This is a genomic window from Seongchinamella sediminis (assembly GCF_003457605.1).
Lineage (GTDB): Bacteria > Pseudomonadota > Gammaproteobacteria > Pseudomonadales > Halieaceae > Halioglobus > Halioglobus sediminis.
On sequence record NZ_QRAN01000032.1, the window covers coordinates 1 to 21153 of the forward strand.

General features: G+C 58.7%; 14 protein-coding genes and 1 pseudogene. 6 read left to right on the forward strand and 9 right to left on the reverse strand.

Annotated features, from left to right (window positions below; genetic code table 11):
• Nucleotides 1–496 precede the first annotated feature (496 nt).
• From DWB85_RS18285 to DWB85_RS18300, 4 genes are all read left to right on the forward strand, one after another.
• The gene (locus DWB85_RS18285) at nucleotides 497–2008 is read left to right on the forward strand and encodes a carotenoid oxygenase family protein (RefSeq protein ID WP_117957412.1); all 1512 of its coding nucleotides are present in this window, start codon (nucleotides 497–499) and stop codon (nucleotides 2006–2008) included.
• Between the two features lie 291 nt (nucleotides 2009–2299).
• Nucleotides 2300–3622, forward strand: coding sequence for a phytoene desaturase family protein (locus DWB85_RS18290; RefSeq protein ID WP_133300674.1), 1323 nt, complete (start codon nucleotides 2300–2302; stop codon nucleotides 3620–3622).
• 23 nt (nucleotides 3623–3645) lie between these two features.
• Entirely contained in the window at nucleotides 3646–4710 is a 1065-nt protein-coding gene (locus DWB85_RS18295; RefSeq protein ID WP_117957416.1) for an NAD(P)H-dependent amine dehydrogenase family protein, read from the forward strand.
• Nucleotides 4711–5116: 406 nt separating this feature from the next.
• Nucleotides 5117–6007, forward strand: coding sequence for a DUF4344 domain-containing metallopeptidase (locus DWB85_RS18300; RefSeq protein ID WP_133300675.1), 891 nt, complete (start codon nucleotides 5117–5119; stop codon nucleotides 6005–6007).
• Between the two features lie 99 nt (nucleotides 6008–6106).
• Here DWB85_RS18300 and DWB85_RS18305 read toward each other — a convergent pair whose 3' ends face one another.
• Together DWB85_RS18305 and DWB85_RS18310 are read right to left on the reverse strand one after the other, a co-directional pair.
• The gene (locus tag DWB85_RS18305; protein WP_117957421.1) at nucleotides 6107–6838 is read right to left on the reverse strand and encodes an IPTL-CTERM sorting domain-containing protein; all 732 of its coding nucleotides are present in this window, start codon (nucleotides 6836–6838) and stop codon (nucleotides 6107–6109) included.
• A 366-nt stretch (nucleotides 6839–7204) separates the two neighbouring features.
• Nucleotides 7205–9454 (reverse strand): arginine/lysine/ornithine decarboxylase, encoded by a 2250-nt coding sequence (locus tag DWB85_RS18310; protein WP_117957423.1) that lies wholly within the window; start codon nucleotides 9452–9454, stop codon nucleotides 7205–7207.
• Between the two features lie 217 nt (nucleotides 9455–9671).
• Here DWB85_RS18310 and DWB85_RS18315 point away from each other — a divergent pair, with 217 nt between their 5' ends.
• Nucleotides 9672–10088, forward strand: a complete 417-nt coding sequence (locus tag DWB85_RS18315; RefSeq protein ID WP_133300676.1) for a hypothetical protein — start codon at nucleotides 9672–9674, stop codon at nucleotides 10086–10088.
• A 402-nt stretch (nucleotides 10089–10490) separates the two neighbouring features.
• Nucleotides 10491–12476, forward strand: coding sequence for an SDR family oxidoreductase (locus DWB85_RS18320; RefSeq protein WP_117957427.1), 1986 nt, complete (start codon nucleotides 10491–10493; stop codon nucleotides 12474–12476).
• Between the two features lie 61 nt (nucleotides 12477–12537).
• Here DWB85_RS18320 and DWB85_RS18325 read toward each other — a convergent pair whose 3' ends face one another.
• The 7 genes and pseudogenes from DWB85_RS18325 to DWB85_RS18355 form a co-directional block, all read right to left on the reverse strand.
• On the reverse strand, nucleotides 12538–14130 hold the full coding sequence (locus DWB85_RS18325) for a WS/DGAT/MGAT family O-acyltransferase (protein WP_117957429.1): 1593 nt from the start codon (nucleotides 14128–14130) through the stop codon (nucleotides 12538–12540).
• 153 nt (nucleotides 14131–14283) lie between these two features.
• A pseudogene (locus tag DWB85_RS19815) lies at nucleotides 14284–14439 on the reverse strand (transposase); the annotation flags it as partial.
• The gene (locus DWB85_RS18335; RefSeq protein WP_338055651.1) at nucleotides 14390–14887 is read right to left on the reverse strand and encodes a YybH family protein; all 498 of its coding nucleotides are present in this window, start codon (nucleotides 14885–14887) and stop codon (nucleotides 14390–14392) included. The pseudogene DWB85_RS19815 and the gene DWB85_RS18335, both read right to left, overlap by 50 nt.
• A 246-nt stretch (nucleotides 14888–15133) precedes the next feature.
• Nucleotides 15134–16648, reverse strand: coding sequence for a SpoVR family protein (locus DWB85_RS18340; RefSeq protein ID WP_117957433.1), 1515 nt, complete (start codon nucleotides 16646–16648; stop codon nucleotides 15134–15136).
• The gene (locus DWB85_RS18345) at nucleotides 16645–17907 is read right to left on the reverse strand and encodes a YeaH/YhbH family protein (RefSeq protein ID WP_117957435.1); all 1263 of its coding nucleotides are present in this window, start codon (nucleotides 17905–17907) and stop codon (nucleotides 16645–16647) included. Before DWB85_RS18345 ends, DWB85_RS18340 begins: the two co-directional genes overlap by 4 nt.
• Nucleotides 17908–18009: 102 nt before the next feature.
• Nucleotides 18010–19932, reverse strand: coding sequence for a PrkA family serine protein kinase (locus DWB85_RS18350; protein WP_117957437.1), 1923 nt, complete (start codon nucleotides 19930–19932; stop codon nucleotides 18010–18012).
• 418 nt (nucleotides 19933–20350) lie between these two features.
• Nucleotides 20351–20638, reverse strand: coding sequence for a hypothetical protein (locus tag DWB85_RS18355; protein ID WP_133300677.1), 288 nt, complete (start codon nucleotides 20636–20638; stop codon nucleotides 20351–20353).
• Nucleotides 20639–21153: the final 515 nt, after the last annotated feature.

A 21153-nucleotide genomic window follows, 5' to 3' on the forward strand; every position in this document is an offset into this window, starting at 1 on the left:
CAAGCGACACATTGACCGAAGTGACCTTCCAGGGCTTCTGGATACCGAGAATCTGACTGTAAAGCTGTGTATCTTTCATGAGGACAAGGCTAATCTACCCACTCGATTTGGTGAAGACCCAAAATTCTTATTTAGCCAGGCGACCGCTGTCCCTCACAGCGCAAGGCCTGACAGCGAGGCACCGCGGGCTGACAACTGCAGAACAAAGAGCTCATGAACGCGGTATAACGCGGATAAATTGGCCTACTTACCTCTATTGACTTCCTTGAATAGTCAGATAAGGCCCAAATAAGCACTTAAAAATCGGTGAAATTTTTCTTGACCGTGGCCTTTACAAGCACGGATTGGCGGTGATAGTCTTTTTATGAAAGTATATGGTCTATATAACATAGTTATTTTAGCGAGATAACTAACGAACCGGCTGCCCGCTGGCGCAGACACAGCGGCAGCGGAACCGGTAAGAAAATGTAACGATGGCGATAGAAGGACAGCTCACATGAACGACAGCAACTACCCGATTACCGATGAGGCAATAGGCGGCGTAACCCACTTCGACAATGCACCCCGGTGGATCTACGAAGTCGACAACCCCTACCTGCACGGTGTCTACGCACCCACTACTGACGAAGTTGCGGCCGAGAACCTCGAGGTAATCGGCGAGCTGCCGGATGACCTGTTCGGCGCCTACTATCGCAACGGCCCCAATACTGTCCACAAGCCCCAGGGTCAGCACCACCCTTTCGACGGCGACGGCATGATTCATGCGGTGTATTTCCGTGATGGCAAAGCCTCCTATCACAACAGCTACATCCATACGGCCGGCTATCTGGCCGAGCAAGCAGCGGGCAAAGCGATCTGGCCAGGGGTAATGGGAACGTTTGATTTTTCACTGCCGGACTTCCCCATCCGCGACACCTGCAATACGGACGTGACCCTGTATGCCGGGAACCTGATGCCCACCTGGTACCACTCGGGACGGCCTTACAAGATGGACCCGCTGACCCTGGAGAATCTCGGGGAGTACACACTGCCCGGGGGACGCATCCGCCGCAACATGTCGGCCCACAACAAGGTGGACTGGAATACTGGCGAAATGCTGTTCATGGACTACTTCGACGACGCGCCCTACATGACCTATGGGGTCGGCAATCCCGACGGTACGCTGCGCCAGGAAATACCCATCGACCTGCCGGGTCCGCGTCGGCCGCACGACCTGGGTTTCACCACCAACTACACCATTCTGCACGACCTGCCCTTCTTTCACGACGCCAACGTCCTGCGTCGCCACGGCAAGATGGTGCTGGAATTCCATCGCGACATGCCCGCGCGCTTCGGCATCATCCCGCGCTACGGCAGTTCGGGCGACATCCGCTGGTTCGAATGCGAACCCTGCTTCATATTGCACGTATCCAATTGCTGGGAAGATGGCGACTGGGTGGTGATGGACGGATGTCGCAGCGTCAACCCCCTGCCTGAACCCGCAGGCGGCGGTGAACTGGCCCACATGCTGTCGTATATGCGCAACGAGACAAACAACTATCGCTGGCGCTTCAACATGGCCACCGGCGAGGTGCGTGAGGGCGATATCGACACCCTGAATACCGAGTTCAACAAGACCAACCAGCTGTTTCACGGCGTCAAGAGCAAGTATGCCTACCATCAGCGCATTCCGTTGCTGGACGAGGGTGGTCATACGCTGCGCTTTGACTCCCTGGTCAAGTACAACAACGAAACCGGTCAATACGACCAATGGGATTACGGTGAAGGCGTGTTCGGCAGCGAGTCGCCATTCGCGCCGGTCAAAGGCGCGACCCGCGACAACGACGAGGACGACGGCTACGTGGTGACAATGGTGACCGACAGCAACACCTGGAAGTCGGAGGCACTGGTGTTCGATGCCCGCGACATCACCCAGGGGCCAATAGCGCGGGTCCAGTTGCCGCATCGGGTGCCCGCCGGCTTTCACGCCTGGTGGGGCCGTGGCGAAGACCTCTATGCCACGGATTAGAAGCAATAAATTGCTTAACTGAACTATTCTCGTTGCAGCAGTCACGTCTGCGTGGTGACGATGGCAACGGGAACTGCCAGTTGCAGGCGAAATCTTCATTCCGCCACGATTGATGATGTCCTTGTAACGAACCACGATGCGAATGCCATTGCCTTTATTGCATAAAAAGACATGGGCAGCTTGGTCTGCCTCAAACAGGACTAAGCCACCACGCTGGTTCGCCCCGGCGGCCCCGGTCCTGCTGCGGCTGGCGGCAACACTATCAAAACGAACGTTCTAGGAGAACTCCCTGTGACAGACAGACACTATGATGCAATCGTCATCGGTTCAGGCATTGGCGGCATGTGCGCCGCCGCCCGCCTCAGCGCAGAGAACATGAAGGTGGCGTTGGTGGAGAAATCCCCCTACCTCGGCGGCCGCTGCGGTCACCGGGAACGCCAGGACTGCAAGGTCACGACCGGAGCGCTGATGATCCCCATGGGCCCCGCCAGTGCCATCCGCCAGGCCTTCGATGCGGTGGGCGCCGAGATGGACATGATCGACCTCACCGGTCGCATGCGCTACCGCCTGGATCACGGCGATTACGACCTGCCGCCCGACGGTGGCGGCCTGTACGGCATGCTCGAGTTCGCCATGGGTGACGCGGACCAGGCCAAGGCACTGATGGGGCACATCCAGGACGCCCTGTTCCACTGGACGCCCCTCAACACCATCACCATTCGCGACTGGTTTGACCAGTACACCGACAACCAGGCGGTGAAAAACCTGTTCCAGGGTTACTGCGCCGCGCTGATGGGCATCAACCTGCACGAAATCCCCGCCGGCGAGTTTTTCCGTTTCCTCAAATTCAGCAGTAAGGGGACCCGATTCGGCATGGCCCGGGAAGGCAACGGCGCACTGATGGCCACCCTGGCCGCCGCCATGGAGCAGCGCGGCGCCACCATTTTGCGTCAGACTGGCTGCAAGCGCATCCTGGTGGAGGACGGCAGGGTGACGGGCGTCGTCGTCAACAACAGCGAAGGCCAGGACCAGACCCTGCGGGCGGACCTCGTGCTGTCCAACACCGGCCCCGATCGCACGGTGGCCCTGGCCGGCGGCGAATCCCTGTTCGAGCGCAGTTATGTCGAGCAGTTGCATACCGACGCCTGCGACGCCCCGATCATGCACACCAGCTTCGTCATGGATCGTCCGCTGATCGAGGATTTCAACGGCTGCATGGTGTTCGGCAACACTACCAATTTCATCTACCTGGAAATTCCCAGTGAAATTTCCCCGGACATCTCGCCGGCCGGCAAGTACCTGCACACCGCCTACGGCGCGCCGGCGGACGCCGCCAACCCAGACCTGGCCGCGGAGTTTCGCAACACCCTGGCGGAACTGGAGGAGAATTTCCCCGGCGTTAGCGAGGAAGCCACTTTCCTGGTCAAGGCCAAGCACCGGGGGCCTGCCCCTGCGATGCATCGCTGGATCGGTCGCGGCATGCCGGTCAATACGCCGATCCGCGGCCTGTACAACGTGGGAGACGGCTGTGCCCCGAGCGGCACCATCGGCACCGAGAGCGCGGCCGCATCGGCGCGCGAGGCGGTGGCAATGATACTGGCGCAGGCGCGCTGAACAAACCGGGAAAGGGCAATCGCATGAGCTACAGAGTCATCCAGTGGGCCACCGGCGCCATGGGCAAGACCTGCCTGCGAGCGGTCATCGATCACCCCGACCTGGAACTGGCCGGCCTGTACGTGTACAACCCCGCCAAGGTGGGCAGGGACGCAGGCGATATCGCCCGCCGCCCAGCCACCGGAGTGATCGCCACCAACGAAATTGAAGCTATCCTGCAACTCGAGGCGGATGTGGTATTGCACACCGCGCAGCTCGATGCTCCCTACTGTCGCCACAACGCCGATATCTGCCGGCTGCTGGCCTCAGGCAAGAATGTCATCAGCATCAACGGCCACAGCTATCCGCAGTTCTGGGGCCAGGAGTATCTTCGCGCCTTCGAGGAGGCCTGTCGCGAGGGTGGCAGCAGCCTGCTGGGCGGGGGCCTGAACCCTGGCTTCATCACCGACAAGATCGCCACGATCGCCACCAGCATTTGCCTTGATATCGAGCACATCGAGGTCACTGAGACCATCGATTGCCGGATCATGCAAAACCCGGACTACGTGTTCGATATGCTGGGATTCGGCAAACCCGGTGATGGGCTCGACCCCAATGATCCGACCTGGGGGCCGGCGGAGCTGATGAATGGCATGTACAGCGAGGTGGTGGCTCACCTGGCCCGCCGCCTGGGATACGCGCTGCAGCGGGTAGAGACTGACCATGTCATGTACCCCGCCAGCGCCGCTATCGACACCTCGGCCGGCCGCATCGACAAGGGTGGCGTCAGCCACACCAACTGGCGCTGGCACGCCATTGTCGACGGCAGCCGCCGGATCACCCAGTCCATCCACTGGATCATGGAAAAAGCCCATCTCAATGATCCGGATTACACCACCTGGGAGGTGCGCGTCCGCGGCCTGCCCTGCATTGATTTCAAGATCGACCTGGGCCTGACCGACGATCACGCCTATCGCACTATGCCCGAGCAATACGGGGTCGCGGGCTCGCTGGTGAACGCGATTCCGGGCCTGGTAGAAGCGCCACCGGGGATCCGCGAAGTGCCGCTGGGCGACCTGTTCCGCGCCCCCTCCTCCGCCGCATCCTGACCTGGCGACCCCTCGCTCAGCATGGAGTCATCAGCCCCTAACTGGGCGACATCGATTTCAAATCTGCGGTGCTGTGGATCTGGGGCGTAGTTTCCCTGATTTTCGTGGGGATGAGCTGGGTGCTTGGCATGTTTTTAGCTCCCTTCAAGCCCTGGACGCTAAAACGCAAGCTGGGCGTTGCGGCGCTGGCGTGTACAGCGAGATAAACCGGACGGGCTTCTCTGAGGGTGACAGCCGGGATGTGCTGCCTGAACCGATGATATCCACGCGCGGACGGTGTTCACGACCGCTGGCGAGATGTCCTGTCGGCACTGGCGATTCCCCGGCTCCAACCCGGGATTGACAGCGATCGCCACTGCTGCATAGTTGGTGCACATTCACACCAGCCGTGTTCGGAGGCCACCAGGTGTCACGACAACACCAGCAACGATTGCTGTTAATCGTACTAATACTCGTCGCCAGCCTCGCCTCAGGTGCTGACGATGAGGGCATGCCCGGCAAGGCAATCACCGCCGAGTCTTTCATGGTGGCCAATACGCTGTGGACCCTACTCCACGAAACAGCCCATGCGGCGATCGATGAACTGGATATTCTCTTTCTCGGATCCGAGGAAGATGCCGCCGACCAGCTCGCCACCATAGCCCTGCTCCGCGGTGAGCCGGATTTCGCCCTTCCCGATAGCCTGCAACCAGTTGATGTAGTGATAGCCGCTGCAACGGCATGGCGAATCGAGTGGGAACTGGAAAAACACCAGGAAACCACGCCGACCTATTGGGACAGTCATTCCCTGAGCATTCAGCGCTTCTACAACATGATGTGCCTGCTCTTCGGCAGTCATCCGGATCAATATGACAAAGTTGAAAGACAGTTAAATCTGCCTTATGAGCGCGCCTATAGCTGCCTGGACTACGATAATGAACACGCGATGACGGCCGTTGATCGTATCATCGAAACATACGGCCGACAGGAAAACAGTGTCAGCAAGCAAACGAGGGTATCGGTAGTTTACGAAGCCACGTATACAGAGGAGCAGCAACGCATGGCCACTATCATGAAAAATTCCGGGGTCGCCAAACTCGTTGCGCATCGAATTGAAACCATGCTGGCGCTACCCGATGACATCACTATAGTTTTCGCGCAATGTGCGAACGACCCAACCGCTTTCTGGCACAGTGAACGCAAAGAGATCGTGATTTGTTATGAATTGCTCTCGCGTTTTCTGTATCTTCATCAGGTCAATCAATGCCTGGAGGCAGCCGGGATATCAGGTAAAGAAATCGAAGACTGCCTGCGCTAGGTGATTGCGGGACTTTCCGGGTATTGTCAATACCGGACTCGTCGCTGATGTGCCCCGACCTTCGCAGCCAACTATCTACCCCGCCAGGCCCCTAACCCGCTAGGCCCCGGATTTGGTGCGCCGTGCTCTCAGCCCAAGAAACACCAGCATGCCCGCCAACAGCGCCAGCGCCAGTGTACTCAGTGTGGGCACTTTTTCTGGGCTATTCTGTATCACTACCAGATCGTCGTGGTAGGCTGCGGCGGCGAAGGTGTAATAGCTGCCTGATTTCAGCACCAGCGTAACGGTGTCAGAAGGCGCGGTGAAACTGCCGGAAAAAGCTTCCCACTGAAACTGGAAAACACCGTTGGTGGCCAGATTGTTGGCCTCCTGGAGGGCGATCAGCGTGTCCTGCGCGCCGGGGCCGGCATCGATTTGAGCCTCGGTAGGGGTGCCGTCGTAAACCTCCACTCGCCACCAGCTGCCATTGTTGCCGTCCAGGTTGCCGCTCACTCCGCCGCTCCATTGGCCTGAGACGTTGTAGGTCTGCCCTGCGGTTACGCTGAGTGTCTGGTACAGCCCACCGTGGGTATTGCCGGAACCGCTGCCTTTCTTTTGTGCGTGGGAAATTGTGCCAGCATAGGGGCAGCCGTTGGTTGGCACCCAAATGTCACAGTCGTTGCTCTGTATCCAGGTATCATTCCAGAATCCGGAAGGAGGGGCGTTCCAGGCCGTCCATCCGTTCAGGCCGGATTCAAAATCGCCATTGGTCAATAGGTTCTGCGCGCCAGCCGGTGCACAGACACCGACCAGGCCCAACAACATTCCGCCAAACCAGGTATGCAATTTCATGTCGCCCCCAATATCGGTGTTAGTGTTTTTAATAGTAACGACGCACACAGCTTACTTGAGAATTGCATCGTCGCCTAGAGGCAATTGATTTTTGTTCATCGTGACCTCCGGTGAAAAACCTGCCCGAGTACTGTCTGGAGGCAGCCGCGATAGCAGGTATCTGGGTAGCGTTGTTCTGTAGACCTCAGCTTGCGATGTACTCGTTACGCCACCGGCCCGCAGGTACAGCACACTATATCGGCCCGGTAGTCGGGGCATAAACGGAGCGGACATCTTCGAGTCGTCGAAACAGCTTTTCCCGGAAGGCACCGACGCAGACGGTCTGTGGATGGCAGCTCGGTAACACCCTGGTGCGCTGAACCTCGCTCAGTCGTCGACCACACAGTCAATGAAGTACTCGGTCCTGCCATCGACTTCCTCAACGGTGAGTCCGTGGATGTCGGCGTCGAAGCCGGGAAAGCGCCCGTGCAGGTCGCGAGCAAAGCGCAGGTAGCGCACGATGGCACTGTTGAAACGCTCGCCGGGGATCAGCAGCGGAATACCGGGCGGATAGGGCGTCAACAGGATTGCGGTGATACGCCCCTCCAGTTCGTCGATGGGCACGCGCTCGACCTTGCCGTGCACCAGGGCGGTGTAGGCATCGATCGGCCGCATCGCCGGCGCCAGGTCGGACAGGTACATCTCGGTGGTCACCCGGGCGATATCATTGGCCTTGTAAATTTCGTGCAGGCCCTGGCACAGGTCGCGCAGGCCGACCTTCTCGTACACCGGGTACTCGGCCACCAGATCCGGCATGACCTTCCACAGCCGCAGGTTCTGGTCGTAGGCGTCTTTGAACTGCTGCAGCTCGGTGACCATCGAATTCCAGCGGCCCTTGGTAATGCCGATGGTGAACATGATGAAGAAAGAGTACAGGCCGGTCTTCTCCACGTAGATGCCGTGCTCGCCCAGGTAGTTAGTGACCACCGCAGCGGGGATGCCCATATCGTCAAAATTTCCATCCACGTCGAGACCGGGGTTGATGATGGTCGCCTTGATCGGGTCGAGCATGTTGAAGCCCTCGGCGACATCGCCGAAGCCGTGCCAGCGCTCGTTAGCCTTCAGGGCCCAGTCAGCGGCCTCGCCGATGCCCTCCTCCGCCAGGTAATCCGGCCCCCAGACCTTGAACCACCAGGCGTCACTGCCGAACTCCTCGCCGGCGCGGCGCATGGCGCGACGAAAATCCATGGACTCGAGAATGGACTCCTCCACCAGCGCGGTGCCGCCGGGCGGCTCCATCATGGCCGCGCTGACGTCGCAGCTGGCGATGATGGCGTACTGGGGCGAGGTCGAGGTATGCATAAGGTAGGCCTCGTCGAAGCGGCCCACGTCGAGCGTCCGGGTTTCAGAGTTCTGCACCAGGACCTGAGATGCCTGCGATAGGCCCGCCAGCAGCTTGTGGGTCGACTGGGTGGAGAACACCAGCGCATCCCGTGAACGCGCACGGTCCTGGCCGATGGCGTGCATGCCGTGGTACATAGGGTGGAAGTTGGCGTGCGGCAGCCAGGCTTCGTCGAAGTGCAGGGCGTCGACCTCTGTGTCGAGGGCGTCCTTGATCATGTCGCAGTTGTAGACGATGCCATCGTAGGTGGACTGGGTCAGTGCCAGAATCCGGGGTTTGGCCGCCTTGTCATCGATGAACGGGTTGGCGGCTATTTTCCGACGGATGGTATCGATGGAGAATTCCTGGCGCGGGATGGGCCCGATGATGCCGTAGTGATTGCGGGTCGGCATGAGGAAGACCGGGATGGCCCCCGTCAGGGTTATCGAGTGCAGCACCGATTTGTGGCAGTTGCGATCTACCACGACCACGTCGCCCGGGGCGACGATAGAGTTCCAGACGATCTTGTTCGAAGTCGAGGTGCCGTTGGTGACGAAGAACAGGTGATCGGTGTTGAAAATGCGCGCCGCGTTGCGTTCGCTGGCGGCCACCGGGCCGGTATGGTCGAGCAGCGAGCCGATTTCGTCCACCGAGTTGCAGATGTCCGCACGCAGCATGTTCTCGCCGAAAAACTGGTGAAACATCTGCCCGGCTGGTGATTTCAGAAAGGCAACCCCGCCGGAATGTCCCGGGCAATGCCAGGAGTAGGAGCCGTCCTGGGCATATTTCACCAGCTCGCGGAAAAATGGCGGCGCCACGCCCTTCAGGTAGTCCAGGGCCTCGCGGACGATGTAGCGGGCGACAAACTCCGGCGTATCCTCGGACATGTGGATAAAGCCGTGCAGCTCGCGCAGGATGTCGTTGGTGACGTGGCGGGAGGTGCGCGTCTCGCTGTAGAGGAAAATCGGCACATCGGCGTTCTTGAAGCGGACTTCCTGGACGAAGGTGCGCAGGCGTTGCAGCGCGAGTTCCTCATCCGCCGCGGTGGAAAATTCCTCGTCGTCGATTGAGAGGATGAAGGCGGAGGCGCGGGCGCTTTGCTGGGCCAGGCTGGCGGTGCCGGTGGGGTTGGTGACGCCCAGCACTTCCATGCCGGCGTTCTCGATGGCCTCGGCCAGCGCGCGAACCCCCAGGCCACTGGAATTCTCTGATCGAAAGTCTTCATCGATGACGACAATGGGGAAGCGAAACTTCATCTGCTGGTATCCTCTGTATAGTCAGGATTAGGGGGCTGGCATCGCGGGCAGACTGACGCGGCCGCCGGTGCCTACAGTTTGGGCTACGGGAAGGGTTATCTCAACTCAGCAATTTTATGGCCTAGCGGAGGGTAAGACGCGCTTATTTGTCCTCCCACGGGTTGGGGACTATCTTTACCATACCGTACCGCCAAACCCCAGCGGAGGAGACCATTCAATGAACAATCACAAATCATTCCGCCATAGCCTCGTTGCAATGCTGCTTGGTACCATCGTTGCACTGTCCGCTTTCACTGCCCGCGCAGAAGACCAGCAGCAGATTGTGGTGATACAGACCTTCGACGTCCATGCTAATGCCACAGGGTTTATTGAAATGCTGGACAAGGGCATAAAGATGGCAAAAAAAGTGGACCCTGACGGGGCCGGTGACATCTACATACTGGCCAGCCACGTCGATCCGGCAGCCGCCTCCCAGGTGATTGTCTACACAGCCTATCCCAGCATGGATGCCTATGTCGCCAACAAGGAGGCCATGGAAAGAGACCCTGGCTTGAAGGAATTCTCGGCAAAGATGCAGGAAAACGACTTCATCATGGTGAAACAGTACATCAATACGATGGTGGGACAATACTAGGGGCTGTTCACCCGCCTCGAAACGGCGCTGTTGAGCCGGGATCTGGCAGCTCGTCGCATGGCATGAACGGTTGCGTGCACCCGTTCAGCAATGAACGGACTTGAATGACGGGCCCACCGCCGCGACCAGGGTTTTCGGGTCAACGGCCGGGAACGTCGACAGAGCAGCAAGGCCAGCCGATAGAATCAGTGGGGCGCCCTGCTCTCAATACGCCGTTGGTATTTCCTATCCCTTGCATATAGATGTTCAAAGCGATATTCGGGCGCTTTTTGCACGCATCTCTGGAGTTTGCAATTGGCGCTCCTCTGGTTCTCGGCTAAACTTTTTGGTCCGGGTGGTCAGATCGCTCGCCCCTAGCGAGAAATCCCTCGCGAGAATACCCAGTCCAGGAGAGAAAAAATAATGAATTACTTCGTCACAGGCGCAACAGGCTTCATCGGCAAATTCCTCGTGGAGCGGCTGCTCCAGAGACAGGGCACGGTTTATGTGCTGGCACGCCGGGAATCGCAGCACAAGGTGGACGCCCTCAAGGAACGATTAGCCATGGCCGCCGATCGTATCATTCCGGTCTACGGCGACCTTTGCCAGCCGCTGCTGGGCCTGGATGATGCGACCCGCAGCGAACTGCGCGGCAAAGTGGGTCATTTCTTCCATGTTGCCGCCATCTATGACCTGGAGGCCTCGGCCGAGAGTCAGCAGGCGGCCAATGTGGAGGGCACCCGCCAGGCGGTGAAGTGTGCCGAAGACATCGAAGCGGGCTGCTTCCAGCACGTCAGTTCCATCGCCGCTGCCGGCAAATACCAGGGCACTTTCCGCGAGGGTATGTTCGAGGAAGCAGGGGAACTGAGCCACCCCTACTTCCTGACCAAGCATGAATCTGAAGGAGTCGTACGCAGGGAGTGCAAGATCCCCTGGCGAGTCTATCGACCCGCTTCGGTGGTGGGGCATTCCGAGACAGGTGAGATAGACAAGGCCGATGGCCCCTACTACAGCTTCCCCAGCCTGGCAAAGTTGCGTAAATCACTGCCGCCCTGGTTCCCTCTGCTCACCATTGACATGGGTAAGTTCAATATTGTGCCAGTAGATTACGTGGTTAACGCCATGGACCACATTGCCCACAAGGATGGATGCGACTATCGCGCCTTCCACCTCACCAACCCGGATCACTACTCCGCCGGGGAGATGATGAATATCTTCGCCGAAGCGGCCAAGGCGCCGCGCTTTGCACTGCGCCTGGACACCAAGATATTTTCCTTTATCCCCAAGGACATGATCAATATGCTGACCAAGTTGCCGCCGGTAAAGCGATTGATGAACACCGCTATGGAGGGCATCGGCATGCCGGCGGATGCTACCATGTTTTTTACCTGGAACACCGAGTACGACAATCGGGAGACCGAGATAGCCCTGCGCGACAGCGGTATCGAGTGCCCCAAGCTGGATAGCTACGCCACCCGCATTTGGGATTACTGGGAACGCAACCTGGATCCCGAACTGTTTATCGACCGCAGCCTGCGGGGCAATGTGGGAGGAAAACTGGTGATCATAACCGGTGGCGGCACCGGCATTGGCCTGGCCAGCGCGATTCGCCTCGGAGAGGCCGGGGCCCGCGTCGTGCTGTCTGGTCGCACCCTGGAAACCCTGGAAGACGCCAAGCGACAGGTCGAAGCGGTTGGCGGTGAGGTCTATATCTACCAGAGCGATGCCGCTGACATGGAGTCCTGCGATGCCTTTATCGACCAGGTCGTAGCCGATCACGGCCCGGTGGATATCCTGATCAACAACGCCGGACGCTCTATTCGTCGCGCGGTGGAGCACTCCTACGACCGCTTCCACGATTTCGAACGCACCATGCAGATCAACTATTATGGCGCCCTGCGCCTGAGTCTGCGGGTACTGCCGATAATGAGCGAGCGGCGCAGCGGTCACATCATCAACATTTCCTCAATGGGGGTGGTGGGGCCACCCGCGCGCTTCTCCGCCTATATCGCCTCCAAATCGGCACTGGAGGGCTGGACCCGCTGTGCAGAGGCGGAATTCTGTAACCGCAATATCGCCTTCACCAATATCAACATGCCACTGGTGCGCACGCCTATGATCGGGCCCACTGCGATCTACGATGTCGCCCCCACCCTGTCCCCCGAGCAGGCGGCGGACATGGTGGTGGATGCGGTGATCAACAGGCCCAGTCGGGTCCTCACCGGTATGGGCAGGATGTTCCAGATCTGGCACCTGGTGGCCCCGAAACTGGCGGCCACGGCGATGAATATCCCGTTCAGCATGTTTGATGAGTCCGCCATCGCCAAGGGCCTGAGCAGGCCTGAGAAGGTGGAAGCCTCCAGTGAACAGGTCGCCCTGGCAGCCCTGATGAAAGGCGTGCACTTCTAGGAAGTGCTGTCCCTGGCGGAGGCGGACTGTGGTGGTCCGCCTCCGCACTCAAGGGCTACAGTCAGCTTTTCGGCTTCGCCCTGGATTTGGGCCTGGCTTTTGCCTTTACCTGGGGACCGGCTTTCGCCCTGGTCTTGATCTTTGCCCTGGTCTTGACCTTGGTCCCGGGCCGGGCTTTTGCTTTTGCTTTGACGCCTGCCTGCTTCTTGCGCCTGGAGGGCTTGTCCTGCCCTGACAGCGCAGCCTGCTTCAACTCCTCGAACGACTTGTGGATACATTGCATATAGAAGTCCGGGTCGGGCATGGCATCGCGGTTGGCGATTGCCGAGATGGAGACCGCTCCGTCGAAGCTGAATACAGAGTGGAACAGTCCACCACCGGGGGTCAGTACGCCGGTGCAGTGATACTGGACCAGTTTGGCGCCGGCAGAGTACAGGGACACGCGCGGCCCCATCACATTGGTAATCACGCAGGCGGAGCCGACCGGCAGACGGCGGGTCATTTCGTTGTCGATGTACCATTTTGCCATCCGCTTTGAAATCGCGGGGCTGAAGATGCCGGCAATTTTCATCGGGTCCGACAGGGGCGTATCGATATAGCCCTTGGCGTTATCCAGGCTTGCGCTGATCGCCTTAAGCCGCTCAAGCGGGTCGCTGATGTCGGTGTGAATATTCGTCATGATCGCGGCGATCTGGTTATTGTCCTCGGTCTCGCCGCGACGTGAGCGAATATTAACCGGCACCGAGCCTGCCAGCGGCTCCTCGGGTAATTCGTCGTGGAAGTTCAGGTACTTGCGCAGGCCGCCCGCGACGACGGCCACGGCCACGTCATTGATAGTGGTGCCCGTCGCTTTGCGGATCGCCTTGAAGTCCTCCAGGTCGAAACGGGCGGCGTCGAATACCCGGTGCTGGCCGACCGGTTCGTCGAAGCGGGTTTTCGGCCCAGAGGCGTACTCTGAGAGCTCATTGTTGCGCAGTTTCATCGCCGTCCTGACCAGGTCCCTGGCCAGGCCGAACGTCCCGCGGGTGCGAGAGATTCCGTTCCTGGCGCCGTTGGCCGCCGCTTTCCCCAGCATCGACAGGTTCTCAAATCTCTGGCTGGAAAAGTTGTCGAGCGCCCGGTCCAGGTCCTCCTCGTCTTCGAGCACTACCGGCAGGGGCTCAAGGTCGTGCAGGGCCGTCATGAACGATTCACTCCCCGCGCCATCGATCATGGAGTGATGCATCTTGGTGTAAATGGCAAATGCGCCCTCGGGCAGGTCGGGGATATTGTCCAGACCGCCGATAACGTAGCACTGCCACAGGGGGCGTGACATATCCAGGGGGCGGGAGTGCAGGCGGGCAATGGTAATACATAACTGGCGCCAGTCCCCAGGGTCGGGCAGGGAAATATGGCGCAGGTGAAATTCAACGTCGAAGTGCTCATCCTCCACCCAGTAGGGCTTGTCCAGGCCGAAGGGGACCTCCTTCAGGCGAGTGCGAAAGATGGGCATTTTCTGCAGCCGCTGGGTGACATTGGCGATCACGTCCTTGAACCGGACGAAACCTCCCGGGGCAGTGGACGGATCGTAGATGCCGAAGCCACCGATATGTTGGGGCACGGTAGCGTGCTCCAGGTTGATGAAAGCCGAGTCGATGGTGCCGAGTTGCTTCATGTTTAATCACCTGTGAACTTATTGGGTCTGGGTTTCGCTCGCATCGCGACAGGTTCTCCGGCAAAAAAACAGCCCCTTTAAGAACAAGCCCCGCCAGTTACCTGTGTATTCTAGCCTGTTATTCAGCGATCTGAGGAATTCTTCAATGATTCGTTCAGCAATTTCCATCAGTACCGCCGACACCAGTCGCAGACATGATGCCTCATCAGGGTACAGCCGCGCTACCCGGGTGCGCTGGCGGAATTCCTCATTCAATCACTCAACCAGGTTCCTGGTGCGCAGCCGGCGCCGGTGGGCAGGCGTCAGAGCCCCTGTCAAATACGACCAGCCACTCACCCGATTGCTGGCGGCGCCAGATCGAATTGAACCTGCCGACCAGTTTGCCTTCCGGGTCGTATACCGGCCCCGAGCTGAGCGCAAGGTCACCGGAGGCCAGTACTTCGACAGTATCGGGTGTCCAGGAAAAAGGGGCGGCCTGATCCCGGAAAAAAACCTTCCAGGCCAGGGCAACCTGCTCAGCACCGCGCAGGGGCTTCTCCCCAGAAAAGAAAATGGCGTTCTCGTCCAGGAAGGTTTTGAAGGCGTCGAAATCGCGTTCCGCCATGGTGGCGGCGAATGCCCGTTCTGTCTCTAAAACCTGCTGGCGCAGTGCCTCTTTATTTGCCTCATCGGACATTGTGTTTCCTTTGTTAGCGAGCATTGCAAGCACCGTCACCAGGACAAGTGGCAAGAGTGCCCGGTTTGTGTTCCTGCCCATCTGATCACCTCCTGCATTTTGAGAGCGCTCCAGGATTTTAGTTGCTACTGTGCGCTTAGCGAGCCGAATATTGGTAAATTCAACCGATGGGCTATTACAGTTGCCGCCGGTTCCCGCCGAGGGCCACCTCCTGAGTCGGCTGGCGGCACTACAGGATCAATCCATATCAACAACAAAACCATCTCGATCCTCCAGGAACCCAACCAACGCCGCAGGAGATGGCGACGCGTCGCCGGTTGAGGGGGCCTACTTCTCCGCTGACTGGCCCAGCTCGCTGTGCACGATGCGCTGCCTCACCGTGCCCTTCTCGACCGACTCGAGGATCACGTTGAAGCCCCACAGGGTCTGCAGGTGCCGCACCACTTCCTCGGCGTCATCCACCGCCAGGGGGCGGCCGTTGTAGATATCGTGGCGCAGTGTCAGGGAGCGGTCGCCGCGTACGTTCACCGAATACACCTGGATGTTGGGCTCCAGGTTACCGATGTTGTAGTTGGCTGACAGGCATTCGCGGATCATCTGGTAGCCCGGTTCGTCATGAATGGCGGAGACTTCCAGGTAGTCCTCATCGCTGTCATCCAGTACCGAGAACAGTTTCAGCTGGCGAATCAGGGCCGGGGAGAGGAACTGGAGGATAAAGCTCTCGTCCTTGAAGTCGCGCATGGCAAAATCCAGGGTCTCCTGCCAGGGGCTGCCGGCGATATCCGGGAACCAGAAGCGATCTTCATCCGTGGGCGACTCACAGATACGACGGATATCCTGCATCATCGAGTAGCCCAGGGTGTAGGGATTGATCCCGCTGTAATGGGGAGAGTCGTAGGGGGGCTGGTAGATCACGCTGGTGTGGGACTGGAGAAATTCCATCATGAAGCCGTCCGTCACCAGACCCTCGCTGTACAGCTGGTGCAGAATGTTGAAATGCCAGAAGCAGGCCCAGCCCTCGTTCATGACCTTGGTCTGGCGCTGGGGGTACAGGTACTGGGCGACCTTGCGCACGATGCGAATCACCTCCCGCTGCCAGGGCTCGAGGAGCGGCGCATTCTTTTCCAGGAAATACAGCAGGTTCTCCTCGGGTTCAGACGGGAAGCGCTGCGCCCGTGCCTCGTCCACCCGCTGCTCCTGTTGCGGGATCGTGCGCCACAGCTCGTTCACCTGCTGCTGCAGAATCTCCTCCCGCTCCCGCTGCCGGCGCTTCTCCTCTTCGAGGGAAATGGGGTGGGGCCGCTTGTAACGGTCCACCCCCTGGCTCATCAGTGCGTGACAGGCATCCAGTATCCGCTCTACCTCATCGACGCCATAGCGCTGTTCACAATCGGCGATAAATTTGCGCGCGAAAACCATGTAATCGATGATGGACTCGGCATCCGTCCAGGTACGGAAGAGGTAGTTGTTCTTGAAAAACGAGTTGTGTCCATAACTGGCGTGGGCGATCACCAGGGCCTGCATGGTGAGGGTATTTTCCTCCATCAGGAAGGCGATACAGGGATTGGAGTTGAACACGATTTCGTAAGCCAGGCCCATGTGCCCGCGCCGGTAGCTGTTTTCCACGCCAAGGTAGTGCTTACCGAAACTCCAGTGGTGATAGTTGATGGGCATGCCGGAAGCGGCATAGGCGTCCATCATCTGCTCCGAGGTGATTATCTCGATCTGGTTGGGGTAGGTATCCAGACCGAAACCCTCGGCGATTCGACCGATCTCCCGCTCGTAGGTCTGCAGCAGTTCGAAACTCCAGTCGGCACCGGTTGAAAGCGGTTTAGCGGTCATGCGTTCTGCTTCTTGAACAGTTCGTGAAACACGGGATAGATGTCGGCCGGCCCGGTAATCTGGCGCATATCAAAGGCACCTGCACACTCACTCAGCAGGGGCTGGTAGGTCAACCACAGGGGTTTTTCCGTGGCGCTGGTGATTTCCACATACGCGTAGTACTGGCACAGCGGCACGATCTCCCGGATCAGGCCCAGGGTGGGCCCGGCATCGTCCGGCCAGTTGTCTCCATCCGACGCCTGGGCGCCGTAGATATTCCACTCGCTGGGGGGATAACGCGCCTCGATAACGGATTTCATCAGTGACAGGGCGCTGGATACCACGGTACCGCCGGTCTCGCGTGAATGAAAGAATTCGTCCTCGTCCACTTCCTTCGCCGTGGTGTGGTGGCGGATAAACACCACCTCGGTGCGCTCATAATTGCGCGACAGAAACAGGTACAACAGGATATAAAAACGCTTGGCCAGGTCCTTGGTCGCCTGGTCCATGGAGCCAGAGACGTCCATCAGGCAGAACATCACCGCGCGCGAAATGGGTATGGGCTCCTTGTTGTGCCGGTGAAAGCGGATGTCCACGTCGTCGATGAACGGAATAGCAGCGAGGCGGTCGCGCAGGTGATCGATCCGCTCCTCCAGTTCGCTGCGCCGCGCCTGGGTCTGCGGGATGTCCGCGAGCGCTTCAAGCTCCGCCTCCAGTTCGCGCAGCTCCCGGCGCCGGCTCGCACCGAGGGCAATGCGTCGGGCGGTGGCCTGGCGCATGGAGCGCACGATGCTGATGTTGCTGGGGGCGCCATCGCTGGCGAAACCGCCCCGCACCCGCTTGAAATCCTCCACGCCGGTGAGCTGCCGTTTGCTCAGGTTCGGCAGTTCCATGTCATCGAAAAGTACATCCAGGAATTCCTTCTGGCTGATCTGGAACGCGAACTCATCCATGCCCTCCCCTTCATTGCTGGCCTGGCCGCCGCCTCCTGCACCGCCGCTTCCGCGTGGCCTGGGGATCTGGTCGCCGCGGGTATACTGCCTGTTGCCGGGCACCACGTGCGTCACCCGCCCACCCTGGCCGTGGCGAAACAGAGGCTCGTTGGTGTCGCGAGTGGGAATGGATATTTTTTCACCGCTTGCATGATCGGTGATGTGGCGCCCCTGCAGGTTCTCCGCCACCGCTTTCTGGATCTGCTGCTTGTAACGGCGAAGGAAGCGCTGACGATTCACTGCGCTCTTCTGCTTCGGATTACTCCGCTTGTCAATTAAGAAAGTCATCCTGGCCTCCGCTGGCCGCATCCCCGCGCACGCTGTGTTTCGCCAACGCGTTCGGGAATGACGGATTCAGCTCATTACAACGCCCGCATTTCCCCTTGCATCCTACTGCGACTTGCGCACCCGCAGATACCACTCGGAGAGCAGGCGCACCTGCTTTTCGGTGTAGCCCCTTTCCACCATGCGCGCCACGAAGTCCGAGTGCTTCTTCTGGTCTTCCGCGGAAGCCTTGGCATTGAAGGAAATCACCGGCAGCAGATCCTCGGTGCTGGCGAACATCTTCTTCTCGATCACGCGGCGCAGTTTCTCGTAACTCGTCCATTTCGGGTTGCGCCCCTCGTTGTTGGCCCGCGAGCGCAGCACGAAGTTGACAATTTCGCTGCGGAAGTCCTTGGGATTGCTTATTCCCGCGGGCTTCTCGGTCTTTTCCAACTCATCGTTGAGCGCCGAACGGCTGAGAATCTCCCCCGTCTCCGGATCCCGGTATTCCTGGTCCTGCACCCAGAAGTCGGCGTAGGTCACATAGCGATCAAAGAGGTTCTGGCCGTACTCGGAATAGGACTCCAGGTACGCTGTCTGGATTTCCTTGCCGATAAATTCCACATAGTTCGGCGCCAGGAACTCCTTGATGAAATTCAGGTATTGATCGTGCACCTCCTGCGGAAACTGTTCCTGCTCAATCTGGTTCTCCAATACATAGAGCAGGTGTACCGGATTGGCCGCCACTTCCACCGGGTCGAAGTTGAATACTTTGGACAGGGTCTTGAAGGCAAACCGCGTGGACAGGCCCTCCATACCCTCGTTCACGCCGGCGTTGTCGCGATACTCCTGAATGGATTTGGCCTTGGGGTCGGTATCCTTCAGGCTCTCGCCATCGTAAATGCGCATCTTGGAGTAGATACTGGAGTTTTCCGGCTCGCTGATACGCGAAAGCACGCTGAATTGCGCGAGCATCTTGAGTGTATCCGGTGCGCAGGGCGCCTGGTGCAGGGAACTGTTCTGCAGTAGCTTGCGGTAGATCTCAATTTCCTCGGTCACCCGCACACAGTAGGGCACCTTGACGATGTAGACGCGGTCGATGAAGGCCTCATTGTTCTTGTTGGTCTTGAAGGCCTGCCATTCGGATTCGTTGGAGTGGGCGAGCACGATACCCTCGAAGGGGATACCGCCGATACTCTCGGTGCCGTTGTAGTTGCCTTCCTGGGTGGCCGTAAGCAGCGGGTGCAGCACCTTGATTGGTGCCTTGAACATTTCCACAAACTCCATCAGGCCCTGGTTGGCACGACACATGCCGCCGGAATAGCTGTAGGCATCTGGGTCTGACTGGGCGAAGTGCTCCAGTTTGCGGATATCCACCTTGCCCACCAGGGAGGAAATATCCTGGTTGTTCTCGTCCCCGGGTTCTGTCTTGGAGATGCCCACCTGATCCAGGATAGAGGGGTAGACCTTGACCACCCGGAACTGGCTGATGTCGCCGCCAAATTCACGCAAACGCTTCGCGGCCCAGGGTGACATGATCGATTTCAGATAGCGGCGCGGAATCCCGTACTCCTCTTCCAGGATAGCGCCGTCCTCGGTGACATCGAACAGCCCCAGTGGGGATTCGAAGACGGGGGAGTCCTTGATGCAGTAGATGGGCTGGCGCTGCATCAAATCCTTGAGCCGCTCCGCCAGGGAAGACTTGCCGCCGCCCACCGGCCCCAGCAGGTAGAGAATCTGCTTGCGCTCCTCGAGGCCCTGGGCCGCGTGGCGGAAGAAGCTGACAATCTGCTGGATCGCCTCCTCCATACCATAGAATTCATCGAAGGCCTCATAGCGCTTGATCACCTTGTTGGCGAAGACGCGGCTCAAGCGCGGGTCCTGTGAAGTGTCGACCAGTTCAGGCTCACCAATCGCCAGCAGCATGCGTTCCGCCGCGGAGGCATACACGCTGGGTTCGGATTTGCACAATTCGAGGTACTCCTGGAGGCTGAATTCTTCCTCCTGAGTAGACTCATAGCGATTTAGAAAATGATTAAAAATTGTCATTGGCACGCCCCTCCTTGTCTCTATGACAAAGAAAACCTGTGAAGGTTTTAAAAAAGACTACAGGATTTTTTACCGAGAAAAGCAGTCTTAAACGCGTTTAGTTCAACTGCTTTGCACTGAAAAATAGGGACAACCGCTGCTTTCGGTTATATGGGGAATTTTGCTCAAACGAATGACATCGCCTGCGCAATCGGGGAAGGCAGTTTGTCATTCACCGGCCGTGCCGCCGACGTCCTGACCCTCTCAGCTTAATCCCGTTGCCACTCCAATTACAAGCACCGATATCACCTTAGGCGGTAGTGCCAAAGGCTTTGGGTCCAGATGCAGTTGCTATCGCCGCACCAGGCCCGTCACCGGGGCTTTGGCAGGATCGCTGTGTTGACCATGGGGCTGGAACGTAGGTTTCCGGCCTTTGTGGCTAGCCAAAGATCTGGAACCTGCGCTTCTTCGCCAGTTCGTTCATACCGGACTGGATAGTCCCCTCGACCTGTGCATAAATGGCCTCAACGTAATCCTGATCGTCCAGGCGTTTCGGGTCTGAATCCAGGTAAATCGGTCCCATGATACGGGTGCGGATCTTCGCGGGCAGTGGCACGTGTTGCAGCGGCGTGATATGCAATGCCAGGCCCAGCACGGCCTTGTCCCGGTCGGTCCAGTTACGGTAGCTGTCCAACTCGCCGCCGGGCCATGAGTACGGTCCAGGCATCCATTGTGAGCGCCCCCCGAGTGGACGCCCACCAGCAAGCAGGGTTCGTCGGGCAGGTTCTCAAAGCCATCAAATTCGAGACGGAAATATCGGTCCATCAAGTTGTTCCAGATACCGGATTGTTTTTCCATCTGTTTCGGCTCCGGGCCATTGAGGCCCTGGCCAGGCTCGTAACGGGTTGGCCGGGCGGCTGTTGCAGTGGGGCGCTTTGTCGCGGTCTTGGGGGCGCTCGGCTTTTTCCGGGCAGTTGCCTTTTTCCTGTTAGTGGTTTTGCGTGCGGTAGTTGCAGTGCTGGCCATCTCAGTGCTCTCCTCTGATTATCAATTGCCATGGAAGCCGTGTTTCCGGGAGCAATAATCAGGGAAAGGACAGATAGTTATTTGATAATTCGTGCCACTGCTGTCCGGTTAACTGAGCCCATGATCCACGTAACTCCATGAATAGACTCCATTTTTTACCAATAAATTGTGGTGTCGACTTGAACGTAATAGAGCTTTCGGGCGACCTTTCGGGAA

Bases quoted from the DNA above. Each gene is read 5' to 3' on its own strand.
- DWB85_RS18285 (WP_117957412.1), top strand. From the start codon at position 497: ATGAACGACAGCAACTACCCGATTACCGATGAGGCAATAGGCGGCGTA.
- DWB85_RS18295 (WP_117957416.1), top strand. From the start codon at position 3,646: ATGAGCTACAGAGTCATCCAGTGGGCCACCGGCGCCATGGGCAAGACC.
- DWB85_RS18305 (WP_117957421.1), bottom strand. From the start codon at position 6,838: ATGAAATTGCATACCTGGTTTGGCGGAATGTTGTTGGGCCTGGTCGGT.
- DWB85_RS18310 (WP_117957423.1), bottom strand. From the start codon at position 9,454: ATGAAGTTTCGCTTCCCCATTGTCGTCATCGATGAAGACTTTCGATCA.
- DWB85_RS18315 (WP_133300676.1), top strand. From the start codon at position 9,672: ATGAACAATCACAAATCATTCCGCCATAGCCTCGTTGCAATGCTGCTT.
- DWB85_RS18320 (WP_117957427.1), top strand. From the start codon at position 10,491: ATGAATTACTTCGTCACAGGCGCAACAGGCTTCATCGGCAAATTCCTC.
- DWB85_RS18325 (WP_117957429.1), bottom strand. From the start codon at position 14,130: ATGAAGCAACTCGGCACCATCGACTCGGCTTTCATCAACCTGGAGCAC.
- DWB85_RS18335 (WP_338055651.1), bottom strand. From the start codon at position 14,887: ATGGGCAGGAACACAAACCGGGCACTCTTGCCACTTGTCCTGGTGACG.
- DWB85_RS18340 (WP_117957433.1), bottom strand. From the start codon at position 16,648: ATGACCGCTAAACCGCTTTCAACCGGTGCCGACTGGAGTTTCGAACTG.
- DWB85_RS18345 (WP_117957435.1), bottom strand. From the start codon at position 17,907: ATGACTTTCTTAATTGACAAGCGGAGTAATCCGAAGCAGAAGAGCGCA.
- DWB85_RS18350 (WP_117957437.1), bottom strand. From the start codon at position 19,932: ATGACAATTTTTAATCATTTTCTAAATCGCTATGAGTCTACTCAGGAG.
- DWB85_RS18355 (WP_133300677.1), bottom strand. From the start codon at position 20,638: ATGCCTGGACCGTACTCATGGCCCGGCGGCGAGTTGGACAGCTACCGT.